Consider the following 18,862-nt stretch of genomic DNA (forward strand, 5'->3'; position numbering starts at 1 on the left):
TTTGCAGAGACAGATTTGAGAAATCTGAGCATTTGTGATAGAATAAAGAGTAATATATTTTTAAAAAGAGGTATGAAAACATGATTGAAGCAAGTAAGTTGAAAGCTGGTATGACCTTTGAAACAGCTGATGGAAAATTGATCCGCGTTTTGGAAGCTAGCCACCACAAACCAGGTAAAGGAAACACCATCATGCGTATGAAATTGCGTGATGTTCGTACTGGTTCAACTTTTGATACAAGCTACCGTCCAGAAGAAAAATTTGAGCAAGCTATTATTGAAACTGTACCAGCTCAATACTTGTATAAAATGGATGACACAGCTTACTTCATGAATACTGAAACATACGACCAATATGAAATTCCTGTTGTCAATGTTGAGAACGAATTGCTTTACATCCTTGAAAACTCAGAAGTGAAAATCCAATTCTACGGAAGCGAAGTGATTGGGGTGACGGTTCCTACAACTGTTGAATTGACAGTAGCTGAAACTCAACCATCTATTAAAGGTGCTACAGTGACAGGTTCTGGTAAACCAGCTACAATGGAAACAGGTCTTGTGGTAAACGTTCCAGACTTCATCGAAGCAGGACAAAAATTGATTATCAATACAGCTGAAGGAACTTACGTTTCTCGTGCCTAATCAGCTCTAAAAAAATAGGTCTGATAGAAAGGAACTTCTATGGCAACTGAACAATACGGCGAAATCGTCATTGCACCTCGTGTGCTAGAAAAAATTATTGCGATTGCGACTGCAAAAGTAGATGGTGTTCATTCTCTTGAAAATAAGAGTGTATCGGATAGCCTTTCAAAACGTGCTCTTGGACGTGGGGTTTACCTTCGTACACAAGAAGATGGTCAAATTTCTGTTGATATTTACCTCTATCTAGAGTATGGTGTAGCAGTCCCTAAAGTAGCGGTTGCGATCCAAAAGGCAGTAAAAACAGCTGTCTACAATATGGCAGATGTGACCTTGGATGATGTCAATATCCATGTGGTTGGAATCGTGACTGAAAAAGCAGCGAAACCTGATTTGAAAGATTTGTTTAATGAGGATTTCCTCAATGACTGATATTTTATTTGAATCACGTCGTGATCTACGGGAGCGTGCCTTTCAAGCTCTAATGAGTTTAGAGTATGAAGGAGATGTTGTAGAAGCGTGTCGATTTGCTTTTACTCATGACAAAGAGGAAACAGACCAGGAAGTGGAAATTCCAGCTTTTCTACTCAATTTGGTATCTGGTGTTCGTCAATCAAAAGATGAATTGGATAAACAGATTGCCCAACACTTGAAAACTGGATGGACCGTCGAACGCTTGACTCTAGTGGAGAAAAACATTCTTCGTTTGGGTGTGTTTGAAATCACTTCATTTGATACCCCTCAGTTGGTTGCAGTGAATGAAGCAATTGAATTAGCTAAAACATTTTCAGATGAAAAATCTGCTCGGTTTGTGAATGGTGTCTTAAGTCAATTCGTAACGGAAGCGGAATAAGATAGAAAAGAAACCACCTTTGAGGGTGGTTTCTTTTTGAGTATAGAGCTTCGCTTGATCATGATAAGGAAAAAGACTGGTACAAAAGTTCGGCCTCTCAATTGACTTTGGATTGTCTAACAAGACGCAGTGGTTGAGTGGGCTCTACTGCGCTGATTTTATCAGCTTTTACAGCCCTACTCAACTGTGAGGAGGTGGGACGACGAAATCGAATTCTAACGAATTACCGATTTCTGTCCCACTCTCTTTTAAACACTTTTGCCGGGTAAAACACTAACAGGGAGAAAATAGCCTGTTGTTTTTACGTCTTTTCCTTCGATTTTTTGAAGAAGAAGGTCGACTGTCAGGCGAGCAATCTCTTGTAAGGGTTGCTTGATGGTGGTGAGACGGGGGAAATAATTTTCGATAAAGTAGGTCCCGTCATAGCCAATGATCTTCAGGTCTTCTGGAATGGCAATGCCGAGTTCGTCAGCGATTTTCATCACCAAAATAGCCGTTAGATCGTCAGACGCAAAGATGGCATCCGGTTTTTGCTGGGTCAAGATGGACTTGATTTCCATTTCTTTGCGAATGGGTGAATAATCACTGGAAACATTGATAATTTGTGCTTCTGGTAGGACGGAAGCAAAGCCAGCATGCCGGAGGCCAGTAGGGGAATTGGAGTTATCATTCCCTGTGAGCATGATAATCTTTTTTGCCCCCGTCTTGGCAAGGGTTTCCGCAGCGAGAACGCCACCAGCGTAGTTATCAGACGAGACGACAGGGATCTCAGGGGAGAGGTTCCTATCAAAGGCGATGATAGGAGCTGCGACCCGGTTGTAATCTTCAATCCCTAGATTATGACTACCAGAAATAATACCATCCACTTGATTGGCTTCTAGCATTTCGATGTATTCACGTTCTTTTTCCGAATCATGCTCGCTATTACAAATAATGGTTTTATACCCATGTTTAAACAGTTCTTCTTCCAGTTTATCGATTAATTCTGCATAGAAGACATGGCTGATTTTGGGGAAGATTAAGCCGATTAACTTGGCTGATTTTCCTTGTAGGCTCCGAGCGATCGTATTCGGCTTGTAGCCCAATTCTCTCATGGCCTCTTTAACTTTTGAGACAGTTTTTTCAGATAAATAGCCCTTTTTGTTAATGACTCGTGAAACTGTCGTGGGGCTGACGCCAGCTAATTTGGCGACATCAGTGAGCTTTGCGACCATAGTCTAGTTCGTAGTATGTTCCAGTAGGTGTTCCGGATTTGATCAAAATACCAGTTTGATCAGCATGCGGGAAGACGCGACCAGAGAATACCTTTTCTCCTTTGTTGATAAAGATTTCAAAAATCGAGTTATCGATGAAAATTGTAGCAGTTGTCGCTTGATTTTCGATTGGGCAAGTACGAGTAGTTCCAAACTCTTGGGCATACTGTTCGCCAGCTTGGCTACGGTCGACAATGACTTGACCATTTGCAATATCAAAAGTAATAGAAAGTCCTTTGCCTTCTTTATCAGCTAGGAGAATAATCTCACTTTTGCTATTGGCTTCAAAGGCTAATTCTAACTCGTAGCAATTATTGGTTGTTTCCTTGTTTGTAAACTCGGAAGAAGTGGAGCGGAGCTCTTTTACAGCTTCGACCGGATATTGATAAAGTTTACCGTCCTGAATAGTTAGCTCTTTGACCAAAGAGAAGGCTCCTTGGTGGTCAAAGCGATCGGATGGGTAAGCGACATCTGGTAAACCTAACCAGCTAACCGTTAAGGCTCTTCCATCAGGAGTGTTGAAGCCTTGCGTTGCATAGGCTTCGAAGCCGTAGTCCAAGTTGTGCAATTCAGATACGTCAACGAGACGAGCTTGTTCAGGATCAAAGGAAGCCCCAATCTTATACATATTTGGATAGATATTGTCGTAGTCGAGGACTGCTTTGTCCAAACCTTGAGGGCAATAAAGAAGAACAGGTTGCTCGCCGACGAAGACCAAGTTAGGACACTCCATCATATAAGCTGTACGATCATTGTTGAAATCAAGATCGCCTACCTCAACCCAGTTGGTATAATCGTTATTCACCGCTTTGTAAAGGCGAACGAATCCTTTTTTCTCAAGGTCTTGACCACCGACGATGGCATAGTATTGATCTTTGAATTTAAAAATTTGTGGGTCGCGGAAATGATCGGTAGCATCCTCTGGCTGATCAATGAGGATTTGGTCGATTTTTTTAAGATTTCCATCCTGGTCTAAAAGGGCCCCGATTTGGTAGGGATGACGGATCCAGTTCTCATCTCGTACATTTCCTGTATAGAATAAGAAAAGTTCGTCATCGAATTGCATAGCCGAACCAGAATAGGCTCCGTGGCTATCCAAAGGTGTGTCTGGTAAAACCTTAAGACCAGTTTCTTTAAAATGAACTAAATCATCACTTTCCAGTTGTACCCAAGACTTCAATCCGTGAGCGGCTCCAAAGGGAAAATTCTGGTAAAAGAGAATCCATTTACCATTAAAATAGGAGAAACCATTCGGGTCATTTAAAAGGCCAGTTTTGGGTTCGACATGGTAATGAGTATGCCAAGGAGAATTAGCCATGTTTTCTTTAATTTGTTTCTTTTCTTCTTCGGTCCAGTCTTCATACCGTTTGTACCGAAGTTCTGTTGTCCATTCCATTTGACTCCTCCAAAATTTTTCTTACTTCCATAGTACCGATTTCTATAAAAAAAAGCAAGACTTTGGTCAAAGAATTGAGAAAAAATGTCAAACGTTCATCATAAAATATCGAGGTGGAGGCTAGATTTGATTTGTGAAAACAAATGAAAGAATGAAAGTTTTTGAAAATTAAAAAACCGAATAAAGTCTATTTTCTACACTAGGCAGGCGTTAGTGTGAATGAAAATAAAAATCACTATTTTCAAACCATCAAAAATTGCAAATAAATGCCAAAAACTTTCTGCAAAACGGTTGACATATTTTTAATACGTGGTACAATTAAATGCGTAGAGACGGGTGAACCGTTTTCAAAACAATAAAAATAAGGAGATTTTTGCAAATGTCAAATACAGAAATTGCAAAAAAAGTCATCGATGCGATCGGTGGAGTTGAGAACGTCAACAGTGTTGCTCACTGTGCGACTCGTCTTCGCGTGATGGTGAAAGATGAAGAGAAAGTCGACAAAGATGCTGTCGAAAATATTGAAAAAGTTCAAGGTGCTTTCTTTAACTCAGGTCAATACCAAATCATCTTTGGTACTGGTACTGTGAACAAGATTTATGAAGAAGTAGTAGCTCTAGGTTTGCCAACTTCATCAAAAGATGAAATGAAAGCTGAAGCAGCGAAACAAGGAAATTGGTTCCAACGTGCCATCCGTACCTTCGGGGATGTTTTTGTACCGCTTTTGCCAGCGATTGTAGCGACAGGTCTCTTTATGGGGATTCGTGGTGCGATTGTTCAAGACCAAGTTTTAGCCTTGTTTGGAACAACCGCAGAAGCTTTTAAAGCAACAAACTTCTATACTTATTCAGTTGTATTGACAGATACAGCATTTGCCTTCTTCCCAGCCTTGATCTGTTGGTCAGCATTCCGTGTCTTCGGTGGAAATCCATTGCTTGGTTTGGTTCTAGGATTGATGATGGTAAACTCATCCTTACCAAATGCTTGGGCAGTAGCTTCTGGCGATGCGCAACCAATCCTCTTCTTTGGATTTATCAAAGTTGTCGGTTATCAGAACTCTGTATTACCAGCCTTCTTCGTCGGATTAACTGGTGCCAAACTTGAAAAATGGCTTCGTAAGCGTATTCCAGATGTATTGGACCTACTAGTTGTACCATTCTTGACATTCTTGATTATGTCTATTTTGGCTTTGTTTATTATTGGTCCTATTTTCCACGAAGTTGAAGGATACGTAAAAATTGCTACTCTTTGGTTGCTCAGCCTACCAGTTGGTCTAGGTGGTTTGATTCTTGGTGGTGTTCACCAAGTCATCGTCGTTACTGGTGTTCACCATATCTTCAACCTTTTAGAGTCTAACTTGGTAACTTCTACAGGATCAAATCCGCTGAATGCGATCATTACAGCAGCAATGACTGCCCAGCTTGGAGCAACTCTTGCTGTTGGTATTAAAACAAAGAATCCAAAAATTAAAGCACTTGCCTTCCCAGCAGCTCTTTCTGCAGGTTTAGGTATTACTGAACCAGCTATTTTTGGTATCAACCTTCGTTATGGTAAACCATTTATTATGGGACTTATCGCTGGTGGAGCAGGTGGTTGGTTAGCAAACATTCTAGGATTGGCTGGTACTAGCTATGGAATCACTATCATTCCTGGAACGCTTCTTTACATCAACGGACAACTCTTGAAGTATGTCTTCATGGTATTGGTTACAACTGCTCTCGGTTTTGTACTCACTTACTTGTTTGGTTTTAAAGATGAAGAACCAGTAGTTGCTGCTGAAAGTGCTACAACAGATCGTTTTGTTGAGGAAGCTGTGACTGGAACTGTTCCAGCATCTCTTCAAGACGAAACCATTATTTCACCAATCGTTGGTCAAGCTGTTGCTTTGTCTAAAGTGGATGATCCAGTGTTCTCAAGCGGTGCTATGGGTCAAGGGATTGCAGTGAAGCCATCTGAAGGTGTCGTTTATGCTCCTGCAGATGCTGAAGTAACGATTGCTTTTGCGACTGGACATGCCTTCGGTTTGAAGACAGTGAATGGTGCTGAAATCTTGATCCACGTTGGGATTGACACTGTTTCAATGAATGGTGACGGTTTTGAGCAAAAAGTTGCACAAGGTGACAAGGTTAAAGCTGGTGATGTTCTTGGAACATTTGATTCTGCTAAAATTGCAGCAGCTGGTCTTGATGATACAACAATGGTCATCGTCACAAACACAGCTGACTATGCTTCAGTAACTCCAGTAGCTACTGGTGCAGTTGCTAAAGGCGATGCGATTATTGAAGTAAAAGCATAATTTAAAATATGATTGCTCAAGGACTGGTTAGGGTATCCTCCAGTCCTTGAATTTTGTTTGGAGATGAGGTTTGGAATAAAAAAGTTTCTCACCTAATGTTGAAACATAAATAAGAGTAGTTTTTTCTTTAAGGAATAGAAGTGAACCGTTTTCCTTTATGATATAATAGAAAAAAAGAGAATTGAAGAAGAGGATTGATATGACTAAATTATATGGAAGTCTTGAAGCTGGTGGAACAAAGTTTGTTTGTGCTGTAGGTGACGAAAATAATAATGTCATTGAAAAGACACAGTTTCCAACAACAACCCCTATTGAAACCCTTGATAAATGTATTGAGTTTTTCTCTAAATTTGAAACTCTTGCTGGTTTAGCGATTGGTTCATTTGGACCGATTGACATTGATAAAAATTCAAAAACATATGGTTTTATTACAACAACTCCCAAACCACATTGGGCGAATATTGATGTGGTCGGTGCTTTTCGTCGTGCATTAAATGTACCGATTTACTTTACAACGGACGTAAATAGCTCAGCATATGGTGAGGTTGTCGCTCGTAATAATGCGGGTGCACGGATTGAAAACTTAGTTTACTACACAATTGGTACAGGGATTGGTGCAGGTGTCATCCAGCGTGGTGAATTCATTGGTGGAGTAGGACATCCTGAGATGGGCCATTACTATGTTGCCAAACACCCAATGGATGTTGAAAAAGAATTTAATGGTGTGTGCCCATTCCACAGAGGCTGTTTAGAAGGTCTTGCGGCTGGTCCAAGCTTGGAAGCTCGTACTGGTATTCGTGGGGAAAATATCGAACTCAATAGCTCTGTATGGGATATCCAAGCCTACTATATTGCTCAAGCTGCTGTCAATGCGACTGTAACCTTCCGCCCAGATGTGATTGTATTTGGTGGAGGAGTGATGGCACAACAGCACATGTTGGATCGCGTTCGTGAAAAATTCACAGTATTATTGAACGGCTACTTACCAGTTCCAGATGTTCGTGACTACATCGTGACTCCTGCGGTAGCTGGAAATGGTTCAGCAACCTTGGGTAACTTTGTCTTAGCAAAACAAGTCAGCAAAAAAGACTAATCAGTTAAGGCTGAAACAACAGAAAGCATGGAATGCTAGGGGAGGGAGTTCTTCGTCGGGAAGATGGATGAATGACCTTCTCTTTTTTAAGCAAGAGAGGAGAAATGATGGAAAAAGCCATTATGAAGGATCCCTTCTTTTTGAGTCAAATATCTGAAGAAGCGACAAAAGAGGATTTGTATCTGGCGCAAGATTTACAAGATACCTTACGAGCTCACCAGGATTCCTGTGTTGGCATGGCGGCTAATATGATTGGGGTACGCAAGCGAGTGATCATTATCCAATTTGGTTTGATGCCCTTGGTTCTCTTTAACCCTGTTCTAGTCAAGAAAGAAGGAGTTTATGAGACAGAAGAGGGGTGCCTTTCTTTGGCAGGGAGCCGAAAAACGAGCCGCTTTGAAAAGATTCAAGTCTCCTATCGCGACATGAATTGGAAGCCTCAGCTCATAAGCTTAGAAGGTTTTGCGGCCCAGATTTGCCAGCATGAGCTAGATCACCTGGAAGGGATTTTGATCTAGGTCCAGTTGCTGCTTGTTAAGGAATCGATCGAAGAGAAATTGTTGATGAAAAAAGAATATTTGTTCTATGAACGGGTTAGACCATTTTTTGTGTCCCATCCCTATTATCTTTCTTTATTAAAGTGGGCTAACCGCCTCGTCACCCTCCTGATGCCACTACTTTATGTTTATGTTCTTTGGGTAGCCTATCTGAAAGCTTCCGAGATTTGGGTTGTTCTTGCCTATCTGTTGGTTCCAGCCTCTGGCTTTATGTTATTGAGTGTCATTCGAAAAGCAATCAATTGGCCCCGTCCCTATGAGCTTGGCGCGTTACCCCCTCTTTTAGAGAGAGAAGGCAAGGGGAGTTCCATGCCTAGTCGGCATGTTTTTTCGGCGGCAATCATTTCGACGGTAGCTTGGGGTGTGAATCCTCTTCTATCGAGCCTAGGTCTCTTCTTGGCTCTGCTATTGGCAGGAGTTCGTGTTCTGGCGGGACTCCATTTTGTCCGTGATGTCGTAGTCGGATTTGTCGTTGCACTCCTATGGGGGATCGTCAGTTTTTCTCTATTAGGAATTTTCTGATAGAGGCTGTATGAGAGAAGTTTTTGAATGTAGACAAACTAGTGTTTTACATAAAACAGTTAGATGATTACCAAAAAATGACTTTTATTGTTTAGTTATTTAAGAAGATAAAAACTTTCCGCTGTGAGAAAATGCCTGAAACATAATTGTTTCAGGCATTCGGAATTATTGAGACCTTAGGCTCAATAATTAGTCATGGAACTTCCTAGATTGCTGAAATCATCCACTGGATAATTTCACCTAACGTCCGTACTCACCTAAGGAAAGTTTTTCTGAAGACTTTATCTTAAATCTGAAACTGCCTAACTTAGTTAGGCAGTTTTAATTATGTGAGATTTGGTGTTGGAATTTTTGGAAAAATCGTTCGCGTTCTTCTATAATAGCTGGACTAGGGTTTTTGAGGGAAGTTAATAAATCAACCAAGTCAGGTGTGACTTCTCGAATCAGCTCTCCCAGTGACCAAATGGCGGTTGCAATATGAATCTGGTTTTGCGAGGTTTCGATAATTTCTAAAAGTTTAGGGATGGCAGACCGGTCGTTAGCATTGGCCAATGCAATGATGGCATTGCGCTGAAGGATATTTTTCCCCCGCCAACTACCAGCGACCATTCCGAATTTTTCTTTGAATTGTCCATTGGATAGCTCGATAAAGGGGATTAATTCTGGGTGAGCGAGTTCCGGATCAATATCAGTGGCTAGTGGATTATCCAAACCACGGTTGTAGGGACAACAGATTTGACAGATATCACAGCCGTAGATGACCGTTTTAATCTTTTTACGGAATTCCATATCCATCATGCCCTTGTCTTGGGTCTGAAAGGATAGACAACGTCGGGCATTCATGGTGCCATCTCCGATTAAGCAAGAAGTCGGGCAGGCTTCTACACAGCGGTTGCAATCTCCACAACCATAGTTGACTGCTTGATCGGGTTCAATTTCTAGGTTGGTGATCAGCTCCCCTAGAAACATATAAGAACCGTATTCTTTTGAGATGACGAGGCCGTTCTTTCCGATAAAGCCAATCCCAGCTCGTTGAGCAACCGCGGTATCTACTAAGGCACCGGTATCCACCATGCCCTTGTATTCGAAGTCGGCGGTTAATTCTTCAATTCCTCGTGCTAGCCGGTCTAATTTATCCTGCAAGACATAGTGATAATCAAGGCCCCAGCTGTTGGGGGTGAATTTTCCGCGTTTATAGGCCGTCTTCTGAGGTTGTTGTTTTAACTTGTGGGGATAGGCAACGGCAATGGAAATAATCGTTTTAGCAGAAGCTAAACTTAAGCGTGGTTGGATTCGCTCTTCAATATTTTTGTGCTCAAAACCAGAATTTCGGCCTTCTTCCACAGCTAGACGGAGGGATTTTTCTAAATAGGAAAAATCATCTGCCGTGGTAAAGCCAATTTTTGAAATACCAATGGAGTGAGCCAATTCAATAATAGATTCTTTGAGATTCATATACCTATTATAGCGGAAAGCTGGTAAAAATGCGAAAAACGTGCAAAAAATTAAAAAGGGTCTAAACAGCTCAGCATGGCTTTCAAAAATGAGTAGAATTTGGTATAATAAGGTATTGAATACAAGGATATATGGAGGCAGGTATGTCACAACCGTTATTTTTACAATCCGTTATGCAGGAAAAGATTTGGGGTGGAACTAGATTACGAGATGAGTTTGGCTATGAAATCCCGAGCGACCATGTTGGTGAATACTGGGCTATTTCGGCCCATCCACATGGTGTTTCTGTTGTTAAGAATGGACCTTATGCTGGAATGGGCTTAGACCAACTATATGCAGAGCATCGCGAATTATTTGGAGATCGAACAGAACCGGTTTTTCCTTTGTTGACAAAGATTCTAGATGCAAATGACTGGCTCAGTGTTCAGGTTCACCCAGATGATGCCTATGGAATGGAGCATGAAGGAGAACTTGGAAAAACCGAATGTTGGTATATTATTGCTGCTGATGAGGGGGCAGAGATTATCTATGGTCATCACGCCCAGTCCAAGGAAGAATTGCGCCAAATGATCGAAGCCAAAGAATGGGATGATCTTTTAGCACGGGTTCCTGTGAAAGCGGGAGATTTCTTCTATGTACCAAGTGGAACCATGCATGCGATCGGTTCAGGTATCTTGATTTTAGAAACCCAGCAATCGAGCGACACGACCTATCGGGTTTACGACTTTGATCGTAAAGACGATCAAGGGAATCTACGTGAGTTGCATATTGAACAGTCCATTGATGTACTGAACTTAGGTGCTCCGGCAAATAGCCGACCAGTTGAGGAAAAAGTTGATCACTTGTCATCGACTTTGTTAGTGGCCAATGACTTCTTTGGTGTTCACAAGTGGGTAGTTAATGGGGAAGTTCGATTTGAAAAGACCCATGATTATAGCTTGGTGAGCGTTCTCTCAGGGCAAGGAAGTCTTCAGGTAGATGGGGAGAATTATCCGATTGGAAAAGGGGACCACTTTATCTTAACGAGTGATATCCAGAATTGGACCTTGTCAGGAGAAGAGATGGAATTAATTGTCAGTCATCCATAAAGAAGAAAGAAGGTTGAGTCATCAAGTGCTCAGCCTTTTGTTGTTTTTAGGAATTTTCTAATGGATGGTTGGGAGGTGAAATTGATAAGAGAAAAAGAGGGAGAAACCATCTTCTAATCAATGGAATTTCTTGATGGATAAGCTACAGTGTGCTATAATAAAAAGAACGTTTAAAATTTAAGAAATTTGAAAAGTAAGGAAACTAATGGCTAATTTATTAAAAACAATTATCGAAAATGATAAAGGTGAATTAAGACGATTGGAAAAGATGGCAGATAAGGTCTTCTCGTATGAAGATCAAATGGCTGCCTTGTCAGATGATGAACTGAAAGCGAAAACAGAAGAGTTCAAGCAACGCTACCAAGATGGTGAATCATTGGATGATCTCCTCTATGAAGCTTTCGCAGTAGTTCGTGAAGGTGCTAAACGTGTCTTGGGCTTGTTCCCTTATAAAGTACAGGTCATGGGGGGAATTGTTCTTCACCATGGTGACGTTCCAGAAATGCGTACAGGGGAAGGGAAAACCTTGACCGCGACCATGCCGGTGTATTTGAATGCCCTATCTGGTAAAGGAGTTCACGTTGTTACTGTCAACGAATACTTGACAGAACGTGACGCGACAGAGATGGGGGAATTGTACTCATGGCTAGGTCTTTCAGTTGGGATCAACCTAGCTGCAAAATCACCTTCTGAAAAACAAGAAGCTTACGCCTGTGATATCACCTATTCAACCAACGCGGAAATCGGTTTCGACTACTTGCGTGATAACATGGTTGTTCGTGCCGAAAACATGGTACAACGTCCTTTGAACTACGCATTGGTCGATGAGGTAGACTCCATCTTAATAGATGAAGCCCGTACTCCATTGATTGTTTCAGGTCAGACTTCTACAGAAACTAGCCAACTTTATCACATGGCGGATGCCTTTGTGAAATCTTTGGAAGAAGAAGACTACATTATTGATGTCCCTTCAAAAACGATTGGTTTGTCAGATTCTGGAATTGATAAGGCTGAAAGCTACTTTAAGCTTGAAAACTTGTATGACATTGAAAATGTTGCTTTAACGCACTACATTGACAATGCTCTCCGTGCCAACTACATCATGATTTTGGATATTGACTATGTGGTCAGTGAGGATCAAGAAATCTTGATCGTCGACCAATTTACAGGTCGGACCATGGAAGGTCGTCGTTATTCAGACGGCTTGCACCAAGCGATTGAGGCCAAAGAAGGTGTGCCGGTTCAAGAAGAAACCAAAACATCAGCTTCTATTACCTACCAAAACTTGTTCCGTATGTACAAGAAACTTTCAGGGATGACAGGTACTGGTAAAACAGAAGAAGAAGAATTCCGTGAAATCTACAACATTCGCGTCATTCCAATTCCAACCAACCGTCCGATTGCACGTATTGACCATCCAGACCTTCTCTATCCAAGCTTGAAATCGAAGTTTAAAGCTGTAGTAGAAGATGTAAAGGCTCGCTATGAAAAAGGCCAACCAGTCTTGGTGGGTACTGTTGCTGTTGAAACCAGTGACTACCTATCTCGCCTTTTGGTCGAAGCAGGCGTTCCTCACGAAGTCTTGAATGCGAAAAACCACTACAAAGAAGCACAAATCATCATGAACGCTGGTCAACGTGGTGCCGTTACTATCGCGACCAACATGGCCGGACGTGGTACCGATATCAAGCTCGGCGAAGGAGTTCGTGAACTCGGTGGACTTTGTGTCATTGGTACAGAGCGTCATGAAAGCCGTCGTATTGATAACCAGTTGCGTGGACGTTCTGGACGTCAAGGGGATCCAGGTGAATCTCAATTCTACCTTTCTCTTGAAGATGAGTTGATGCGTCGTTTCGGTTCAGAGCGCATCAAGGCCTTGCTAGACCGTTTCAAACTAAGCGAAGAAGAATCTGTCATCAGATCCAACATGTTTACACGCCAAGTTGAAGCAGCTCAAAAACGAGTGGAAGGGAACAACTATGACACTCGTAAGCAAGTCCTTCAGTATGATGATGTTATGCGGGAACAACGCGAGATTATCTACTCTCAACGCTATGATGTTATTACAGCAGATCGTGATTTAGCTCCAGAAATCAAGGCCATGATCAAACGGACCATTAAACGGATCGTTGAAGGAGCAAGCCACTCAAGCAAGGAAGAACGGATCGAAGCTATTCTGAACTTTGCCAAATACAATTTGGTCCCTGAAGATACGATTTCAGAGAGCGATATTGAAGGCAAATCGGATAAAGATGTGATTGATTACTTGTATAAACGCGCTGAAGAGGTTTATGAAAACCAAGTAGCGAAACTACGTGATGAAGAAGCAGTCAGAGAATTCCAAAAGGTCTTGATCCTTCGTGTTGTGGATAGCAAATGGACCGATCATATCGATGCTTTAGATCAATTGCGTAATGCTGTCGGTCTTCGTGGCTATGCACAAAACAATCCTGTAGTTGAATACCAATCTGAAGGATTCCGTATGTTCAACGATATGATTGGTTCTATCGAGTTTGATGTGACTCGTTTGATGATGAAAGCTCAAATTCATGAACAAGAGCGTCCACGTACAGAACACAGTATTTCAACGACTGCGACTCGCAACATTGCCGCTCAAAAAACTGATTTACCAGAAGATCTTGATTTGAGTCAAATCAAACGCAATGACATTTGTCCATGTGGATCTGGTAAGAAATTTAAAAACTGTCACGGTAAAAAACTCTAATCGTATGAAAGGATTTGCCTATGTCTTTTACAGCTACTAGCCCAATCATTGATGAAACAACGGTGACTTCTCTTTACCGCTTAGAAGGGGAACATTTGGCTCGCAAAGAAGCGCGTGATCGTGAACTAGCCTCTATTTTAAAGGGGGAAGACAAGCGGATCTTGCTTGTGATGGGACCGTGTTCATCAGATAATGAGGAAGCGGTGATGGAATATGCTCGTCGACTTGCAGCCCTTCAAGAAGAAGTCAAAGATCGGGTCTTCATTGTGATGCGGGTATATACTGCTAAACCTCGGACCAATGGAGATGGCTATAAAGGCATGATGCATCAGCCAGATACTGCTTCAGAACCAAGTTTTGTAGCTGGTTTAAAGGCTGTTCGTCGCTTGCATCATCGAGTGATTACAGAAACCGGATTGACAACAGCAGACGAATTGTTGTATCCAGAGACCTACCCATTTGTTGAGGATTTACTTTCCTATGTTGCTATTGGAGCACGTTCTGTAGAAGATCAAGGCCATCGATTTGTAGCGAGTGGAATTTCAGTCCCAACTGGATTGAAAAATCCGACATCTGGAAATCTGTCTGTCATGTTTAATGCGATTTATGCTGCACAGCATGGGCATCATTTCTTCTATAATGGTCGTTCTGTGGAGACAAGCGGAAATCCATTTGGACACGCTATTCTGCGTGGGGCCTTAGATGCGAATGGGAAAAATATTCCAAACTACCACTATGAAGATCTGTTAGAAGCTGCGCATCGCTACCAAGCCTTGGGATTGCAACATCCATTTATCCTGGTTGATACCAATCATGATAATTCAGGGAAAAAATTTGCTGAGCAGATTCGCATTGTCAGAGAAACCCTTACAAATCGTAGCTGGAATCCAATTATCCATGATGTAGTCCGTGGATTTATGATTGAATCTTATCTAGAGGACGGTCGTCAAGATCAACCAGAAGTATTTGGTCAATCGATCACAGACCCATGCTTGGGTTGGGAAAAGACAGAAAGCTTAGTACGAGAAATTTATCAGTATGTAGCTGAATAAGAGGAGAGGGCTGGAGAAAACATTCTCAGCCCTTTCCTTCTTAAATAGAGTGGCTGATAGAGAATCATTAAAGAGGAAAAGATATGATTGTTGGACATGGGATAGATATCGAATCGATCCAATCCATTGAACAAGCCTACCAGAGACATCCGAGATTTGCTTCCAAGGTATTGACAGAGACGGAACGAGAACGGTTCGACCAATTATCTGGAAAACGGAAAATGGAATACCTGGCAGGTCGATGGTCTGCCAAAGAAGCCTTTTCCAAGGCTTGGGGAACAGGAATTGGTCCAGTAGGATTTCAGGATTTGGAAATTTTAACCAATCAAAAAGGAGCTCCTTATTTTTCAAAAGCTCCTTTTAGTGGAAAGATTTGGGTTTCGATTAGTCACTCAGGCGATTTAGTTTCGACCAGTGTCATTTTGGAGGAAAGAAATGAAAGCTAGTATACATAGACCAACGCGAGCATATGTGGATGTAGAGGCTATTGCCTATAATGTTCAACAAATACAAGCCCATATTCCGAAAGAGACCTTGACTTTTGCAGTTGTCAAGGCTAATGCCTACGGCCATGGGGTTGTGCCAGTGGTAGAACGTTTATTGCCACTAGTAGATGCTTTTTGTGTCTCCAACCTAGATGAAGCCTTGGAAGTTCGCCAAGTAGCAGGTGAAAAGCCGATTTTAATTTTGGGTGTTGCACCAGTGGAACACGTTGCGATCGCCATCAAAGAGGGAATTCGCTATACAGTGGCTAGTCTCGAGTGGTTGAAAGCTTTGTTAGCTAAAAAGACTGATTTGAGTGGGTTGAAGGTTCATATAAAAGTGGATTCAGGAATGGGACGAATTGGTTTCCGTTCAGCAGAAGACTTGCAAGAAGCCATGATTTTATTAAGAGACCATGGAGCAGAAGTGGAAGGGATCTTTACTCATTTTGCAACAGCTGATGAGAAAGATGACCGCCATTTTCAAAACCAATTGCAACGATTTAAGTGCTTGTTGGAGCTCTTGCCCTTTACTCCGAAAATCGTTCATGCTAGCAATTCAGCAACAACTTTATGGCATGCTGATACCATATTTAATGCGGTCCGACTTGGCGATGTCATGTATGGCCTCAATCCAAGTGGAAGAGAGTTAGAACTTCCCTATGACATCCGTCCTGCTTTGAGTTTGGAAACAGAATTGGTGCATGTCAAGCCACTAGAAGTGGGGCAGACAGTTGGCTATGGAGCGACCTATCAGACTAGTGATGAAGAGTGGATTGGGACCATTCCGATTGGCTATGCAGATGGCTGGACCAGAGATATGCAAGGTTTTCATGTCCTTGTTGATGGGCAATTCTGCCCGATTGTCGGTCGCGTATCCATGGACCAAATCACCATTCGTCTACCGAAGGCCTACCCGATTGGGACTAAGGTAGTATTGATCGGAGTGGATGGTGATTTAGCTATAACGATAACGGACGTAGCAGATTATAGAGGCACGATCAACTATGAGGTTGTTTGTGTCTTGAGCGATCGCGTCCCAAGAGTTTATCGTCCAACAAAGGAAGATAGTGGGAAGTAAGCTGTTTGTCTTTTCCTAGCTTCCTTTCATAAAAAGTTCGAGATGAAAGAGGTTGAAGACGAATGTCCCAGCCTCCTTTCTTATCTAGGAGGAATGAATGAACTTACACCAATCACTATCTGTCCTACCAGGAATTGGACCAAAATCAGCAGAGAAATACAAGAAATTGGGTATCGAAACGGTTGAAGATCTCTTACTTTACTTCCCATTTCGGTATGAAGATTTTAAATCAAAAAATGTTTTAGACCTGGAAGATGGAGAAAAAGCAGTTGTTTCTGGACTTGTCGCTACTCCAGCCAATGTCCAATACTATGGTTACAAGCGTAACCGTCTTCGCTTCACTATTAAACAAGGGGAGCTGGTCCTAGCAGTTAGTTTCTTTAACCAGCCCTATCTAGCGGACAAGATTGAACTGGGGCAAACGGTGGCTGTCTTTGGTAAATGGGACAAAGCCAAGGGGGCCTTGACAGGAATGAAACTGTTAGCGCAAGTCGAAGATGACCTCCAACCGGTCTACCGCTTGTCTCAAGGGGTGAGTCAGTCTGCCCTGGTAAAGGTCATTAAAACGGCTTTTGAAGCCGGATTGGATCAACTATTGGAAGAAAATCTCCCCCAAATCTTAATGGACAAGTATCATCTGCTTTCTCGCAGACAAGCAGTCAGAGCCATGCATTTTCCAAAGGATCTTGAGGAATACAAGCAGGCTCTGAGACGAGTAAAATTTGAAGAACTGCTCTTTTTCCAATTGCAACTGCAGGTCTTGAAGGAAGAAAATCGTTCCGTCGGACAGGGAATCGTGCTGGATTGGGATGAGAAGAAGCTAAAAGCTCTTCAAGCTAGTCTTCCCTTTGCTTTGACAGAAGCCCAGGAGAAAAGTCTGAGCGAAATTCTAGCAGATATGCGTTCTCCTTACCACATGAATCGTCTCTTGCAAGGGGATGTTGGAAGTGGAAAAACCGTCGTTGCTGGATTAGCCATGTATGCTGCTGTGACAGCTGGCAAGCAAGCAGCTTTGATGGTACCGACAGAAATTTTGGCCGAGCAACATTTACAAAGTTTGACCTCTCTTTTTTCTAATCTTAGAATCCTTCTTTTGACAGGAAGCCTAAAAGCTGCGGAGAGACGAGAACGGTTGGAATTGATTCAGACAGGGCAAGTAGACCTTGTTGTGGGAACCCATGCCTTGATTCAGGAGGGGGTTCATTTTCATGATTTAGGCTTGGTCATTATTGATGAGCAGCACCGTTTTGGTGTGGCCCAAAGACGGATCCTGCGTGAAAAGGGCCAAAATCCGGATGTCTTGATGATGACAGCGACCCCAATCCCCCGGACCCTGGCAATCACTGCTTTTGGAGATATGGATGTTTCGATTATCGACCAAATGCCAGCAGGTCGAAAAGAGATTATCACCCGCTGGGTCAAGCACCAACAGTTAAATTTAGTCTTGGATTGGCTAGTTAAAGAAATTGAAAAAGGTTCCCAAGCCTACGTTATTTCTCCCTTGATTGAAGAATCTGAAGCCTTGGACCTCAAAAACGCTATTGCCTTAGAGGAAGAATTGATTGCTTATTTTGGAGACCGAGCCCGTATTGCTCTCCTTCATGGTAAGATGAAGGGAGAAGAAAAAGAGGCCATTATGCAGGCCTTTAAGCAGGGAGAAATTGACTTACTAGTTTCTACAACTGTAATCGAGGTCGGCGTCAATGTTCCCAATGCCACCGTCATGATTATCATGGATGCAGACCGCTTTGGTTTGAGCCAATTGCACCAGCTGAGAGGTCGGGTAGGGCGTGGTGATAAGCAGTCTTACGCAGTATTAGTTGCCAATCCCAAAACAGAATCAGGTAAGTGTCGGATGAAAATCATGACCGAAACAACCAATGGGTTTGTCTTGGCAGAAGAAGACCTCAAGCTACGAGGCTCTGGGGAAATCTTTGGAACGCGTCAATCAGGTATACCAGAATTTCAAGTGGCCAACCTCATTGAAGATTATCCGATTTTAGAGGAAGCGCGAAAGGTAGCTGTTCAAGTGGTGACAACTCCTAATTGGCGAGAGCATCCAGATTGGCACTGTCTGTCTCTCCATTTGGAACAGAAAGAACACCTGGATTAAGAAGTGATAAGAAAAAGAGGCTAGGACAAAAGTCCGGCCTCTCAATTATCTTTGGATTGTCGAGCAAGCTGCAGTGGTTGAGCGGGCTCTACTACGCTGATTTCATCAGCTTTTACAGCCTTACTCAACTGTGCGGAGGTGGGACGACGAAATCGAATTCTAACGAATTACTGATTTCTGTCCCACTCTCTTTTTATCTTTTTTTAAGTTTGTGGACCTATAATCGTAAAAAACAGAAAAGAGGTCCTAGCTATGCGA

Annotated in this window: 16 protein-coding genes; 13 read left to right on the forward strand and 3 right to left on the reverse strand. The window is 42.3% G+C overall.

What is annotated here, in order from left to right; translation table 11 throughout:
- Positions 1-80 precede the first annotated feature (80 nt).
- Genes efp through nusB form a run of 3 tightly spaced genes read left to right on the forward strand, consistent with a single transcriptional unit; the run spans position 81 to position 1,491 of the window.
- Positions 81-641 carry an elongation factor P gene (gene efp, locus HMPREF9421_RS03910; RefSeq protein WP_006595686.1) on the forward strand — a complete coding sequence of 187 codons (561 nt, stop codon included), beginning with the start codon at positions 81-83 and terminating at the stop codon, positions 639-641.
- 39 nt (positions 642-680) lie between these two features.
- Positions 681-1,070, forward strand: a complete 390-nt coding sequence (locus HMPREF9421_RS03915) for an Asp23/Gls24 family envelope stress response protein (RefSeq protein ID WP_006595687.1) — start codon at positions 681-683, stop codon at positions 1,068-1,070.
- A complete protein-coding gene (nusB, locus tag HMPREF9421_RS03920) occupies positions 1,063-1,491 on the forward strand; it encodes a transcription antitermination factor NusB (protein WP_006595688.1) in 429 nt (142 codons plus the stop codon). Before HMPREF9421_RS03915 ends, nusB begins: the two co-directional genes overlap by 8 nt.
- Positions 1,492-1,739: 248 nt before the next feature.
- On the opposite strand, the gene HMPREF9421_RS03925 is transcribed toward nusB, so the two are convergent.
- Both HMPREF9421_RS03925 and HMPREF9421_RS03930 read right to left on the reverse strand, forming a co-directional pair.
- A complete protein-coding gene (locus tag HMPREF9421_RS03925) occupies positions 1,740-2,705 on the reverse strand; it encodes a LacI family DNA-binding transcriptional regulator (RefSeq protein WP_006595689.1) in 966 nt (321 codons plus the stop codon).
- Positions 2,686-4,140, reverse strand: a complete 1,455-nt coding sequence (locus HMPREF9421_RS03930; protein WP_006595690.1) for a sucrose-6-phosphate hydrolase — start codon at positions 4,138-4,140, stop codon at positions 2,686-2,688. The genes HMPREF9421_RS03925 and HMPREF9421_RS03930 overlap by 20 nt, the downstream gene beginning before the upstream one ends.
- 379 nt (positions 4,141-4,519) lie before the next feature.
- Between HMPREF9421_RS03930 and HMPREF9421_RS03935 the strand changes: the two genes are divergently transcribed.
- The 4 genes from HMPREF9421_RS03935 (at position 4,520) to HMPREF9421_RS03950 (ending at position 8,608) form a co-directional block, all read left to right on the forward strand.
- Positions 4,520-6,436 (forward strand): sucrose-specific PTS transporter subunit IIBC, encoded by a 1,917-nt coding sequence (locus HMPREF9421_RS03935; protein ID WP_006595691.1) that lies wholly within the window; start codon positions 4,520-4,522, stop codon positions 6,434-6,436.
- Between the two features lie 199 nt (positions 6,437-6,635).
- Positions 6,636-7,529: a fructokinase ScrK gene (scrK, locus tag HMPREF9421_RS03940; protein WP_006595692.1), complete on the forward strand. Its 894-nt coding sequence runs from the start codon at positions 6,636-6,638 to the stop codon at positions 7,527-7,529.
- A gap of 107 nt (positions 7,530-7,636) precedes the next feature.
- Positions 7,637-8,047 carry a peptide deformylase gene (locus HMPREF9421_RS03945; RefSeq protein WP_006597161.1) on the forward strand — a complete coding sequence of 137 codons (411 nt, stop codon included), beginning with the start codon at positions 7,637-7,639 and terminating at the stop codon, positions 8,045-8,047.
- A gap of 45 nt (positions 8,048-8,092) precedes the next feature.
- Positions 8,093-8,608: a phosphatase PAP2 family protein gene (locus HMPREF9421_RS03950; protein ID WP_006597151.1), complete on the forward strand. Its 516-nt coding sequence runs from the start codon at positions 8,093-8,095 to the stop codon at positions 8,606-8,608.
- Between the two features lie 321 nt (positions 8,609-8,929).
- Here HMPREF9421_RS03950 and queG read toward each other — a convergent pair whose 3' ends face one another.
- Positions 8,930-10,063 carry a tRNA epoxyqueuosine(34) reductase QueG gene (queG, locus tag HMPREF9421_RS03955; protein WP_006595695.1) on the reverse strand — a complete coding sequence of 378 codons (1,134 nt, stop codon included), beginning with the start codon at positions 10,061-10,063 and terminating at the stop codon, positions 8,930-8,932.
- A 143-nt stretch (positions 10,064-10,206) separates the two neighbouring features.
- Here queG and manA point away from each other — a divergent pair, with 143 nt between their 5' ends.
- The 6 genes from manA to recG all read left to right on the forward strand — a co-directional run bounded on the left by manA (position 10,207) and on the right by recG (position 18,604).
- Entirely contained in the window at positions 10,207-11,151 is a 945-nt protein-coding gene (gene manA, locus HMPREF9421_RS03960) for a mannose-6-phosphate isomerase, class I (RefSeq protein ID WP_006597150.1), read from the forward strand.
- Between the two features lie 205 nt (positions 11,152-11,356).
- On the forward strand, positions 11,357-13,876 hold the full coding sequence (gene secA / locus HMPREF9421_RS03965; protein ID WP_006595697.1) for a preprotein translocase subunit SecA: 2,520 nt from the start codon (positions 11,357-11,359) through the stop codon (positions 13,874-13,876).
- A gap of 20 nt (positions 13,877-13,896) precedes the next feature.
- The gene (locus HMPREF9421_RS03970) at positions 13,897-14,928 is read left to right on the forward strand and encodes a 3-deoxy-7-phosphoheptulonate synthase (protein ID WP_006595698.1); all 1,032 of its coding nucleotides are present in this window, start codon (positions 13,897-13,899) and stop codon (positions 14,926-14,928) included.
- Positions 14,929-15,011: 83 nt separating this feature from the next.
- Positions 15,012-15,374: a holo-ACP synthase gene (acpS, locus tag HMPREF9421_RS03975; protein WP_006595699.1), complete on the forward strand. Its 363-nt coding sequence runs from the start codon at positions 15,012-15,014 to the stop codon at positions 15,372-15,374.
- Positions 15,364-16,491: an alanine racemase gene (gene alr / locus HMPREF9421_RS03980; protein WP_006595700.1), complete on the forward strand. Its 1,128-nt coding sequence runs from the start codon at positions 15,364-15,366 to the stop codon at positions 16,489-16,491. Before acpS ends, alr begins: the two co-directional genes overlap by 11 nt.
- Before the next feature lie 97 nt (positions 16,492-16,588).
- Positions 16,589-18,604, forward strand: coding sequence for an ATP-dependent DNA helicase RecG (gene recG / locus HMPREF9421_RS03985; RefSeq protein WP_006595701.1), 2,016 nt, complete (start codon positions 16,589-16,591; stop codon positions 18,602-18,604).
- Positions 18,605-18,862 lie beyond the last annotated feature (258 nt).

Source organism: Streptococcus australis ATCC 700641 (assembly GCF_000186465.1).
Classification (GTDB): domain Bacteria; phylum Bacillota; class Bacilli; order Lactobacillales; family Streptococcaceae; genus Streptococcus; species Streptococcus australis.

Bases quoted from the DNA above. Each gene is read 5' to 3' on its own strand.
- HMPREF9421_RS03935 (WP_006595691.1), top strand. From the start codon at position 4,520: ATGTCAAATACAGAAATTGCAAAAAAAGTCATCGATGCGATCGGTGGA.
- acpS (WP_006595699.1), top strand. From the start codon at position 15,012: ATGATTGTTGGACATGGGATAGATATCGAATCGATCCAATCCATTGAA.
- manA (WP_006597150.1), top strand. From the start codon at position 10,207: ATGTCACAACCGTTATTTTTACAATCCGTTATGCAGGAAAAGATTTGG.
- HMPREF9421_RS03950 (WP_006597151.1), top strand. From the start codon at position 8,093: ATGAAAAAAGAATATTTGTTCTATGAACGGGTTAGACCATTTTTTGTG.
- efp (WP_006595686.1), top strand. From the start codon at position 81: ATGATTGAAGCAAGTAAGTTGAAAGCTGGTATGACCTTTGAAACAGCT.
- HMPREF9421_RS03930 (WP_006595690.1), bottom strand. From the start codon at position 4,140: ATGGAATGGACAACAGAACTTCGGTACAAACGGTATGAAGACTGGACC.
- nusB (WP_006595688.1), top strand. From the start codon at position 1,063: ATGACTGATATTTTATTTGAATCACGTCGTGATCTACGGGAGCGTGCC.
- alr (WP_006595700.1), top strand. From the start codon at position 15,364: ATGAAAGCTAGTATACATAGACCAACGCGAGCATATGTGGATGTAGAG.
- scrK (WP_006595692.1), top strand. From the start codon at position 6,636: ATGACTAAATTATATGGAAGTCTTGAAGCTGGTGGAACAAAGTTTGTT.
- secA (WP_006595697.1), top strand. From the start codon at position 11,357: ATGGCTAATTTATTAAAAACAATTATCGAAAATGATAAAGGTGAATTA.
- HMPREF9421_RS03945 (WP_006597161.1), top strand. From the start codon at position 7,637: ATGGAAAAAGCCATTATGAAGGATCCCTTCTTTTTGAGTCAAATATCT.
- HMPREF9421_RS03915 (WP_006595687.1), top strand. From the start codon at position 681: ATGGCAACTGAACAATACGGCGAAATCGTCATTGCACCTCGTGTGCTA.
- queG (WP_006595695.1), bottom strand. From the start codon at position 10,063: ATGAATCTCAAAGAATCTATTATTGAATTGGCTCACTCCATTGGTATT.
- HMPREF9421_RS03925 (WP_006595689.1), bottom strand. From the start codon at position 2,705: ATGGTCGCAAAGCTCACTGATGTCGCCAAATTAGCTGGCGTCAGCCCC.
- recG (WP_006595701.1), top strand. From the start codon at position 16,589: ATGAACTTACACCAATCACTATCTGTCCTACCAGGAATTGGACCAAAA.
- HMPREF9421_RS03970 (WP_006595698.1), top strand. From the start codon at position 13,897: ATGTCTTTTACAGCTACTAGCCCAATCATTGATGAAACAACGGTGACT.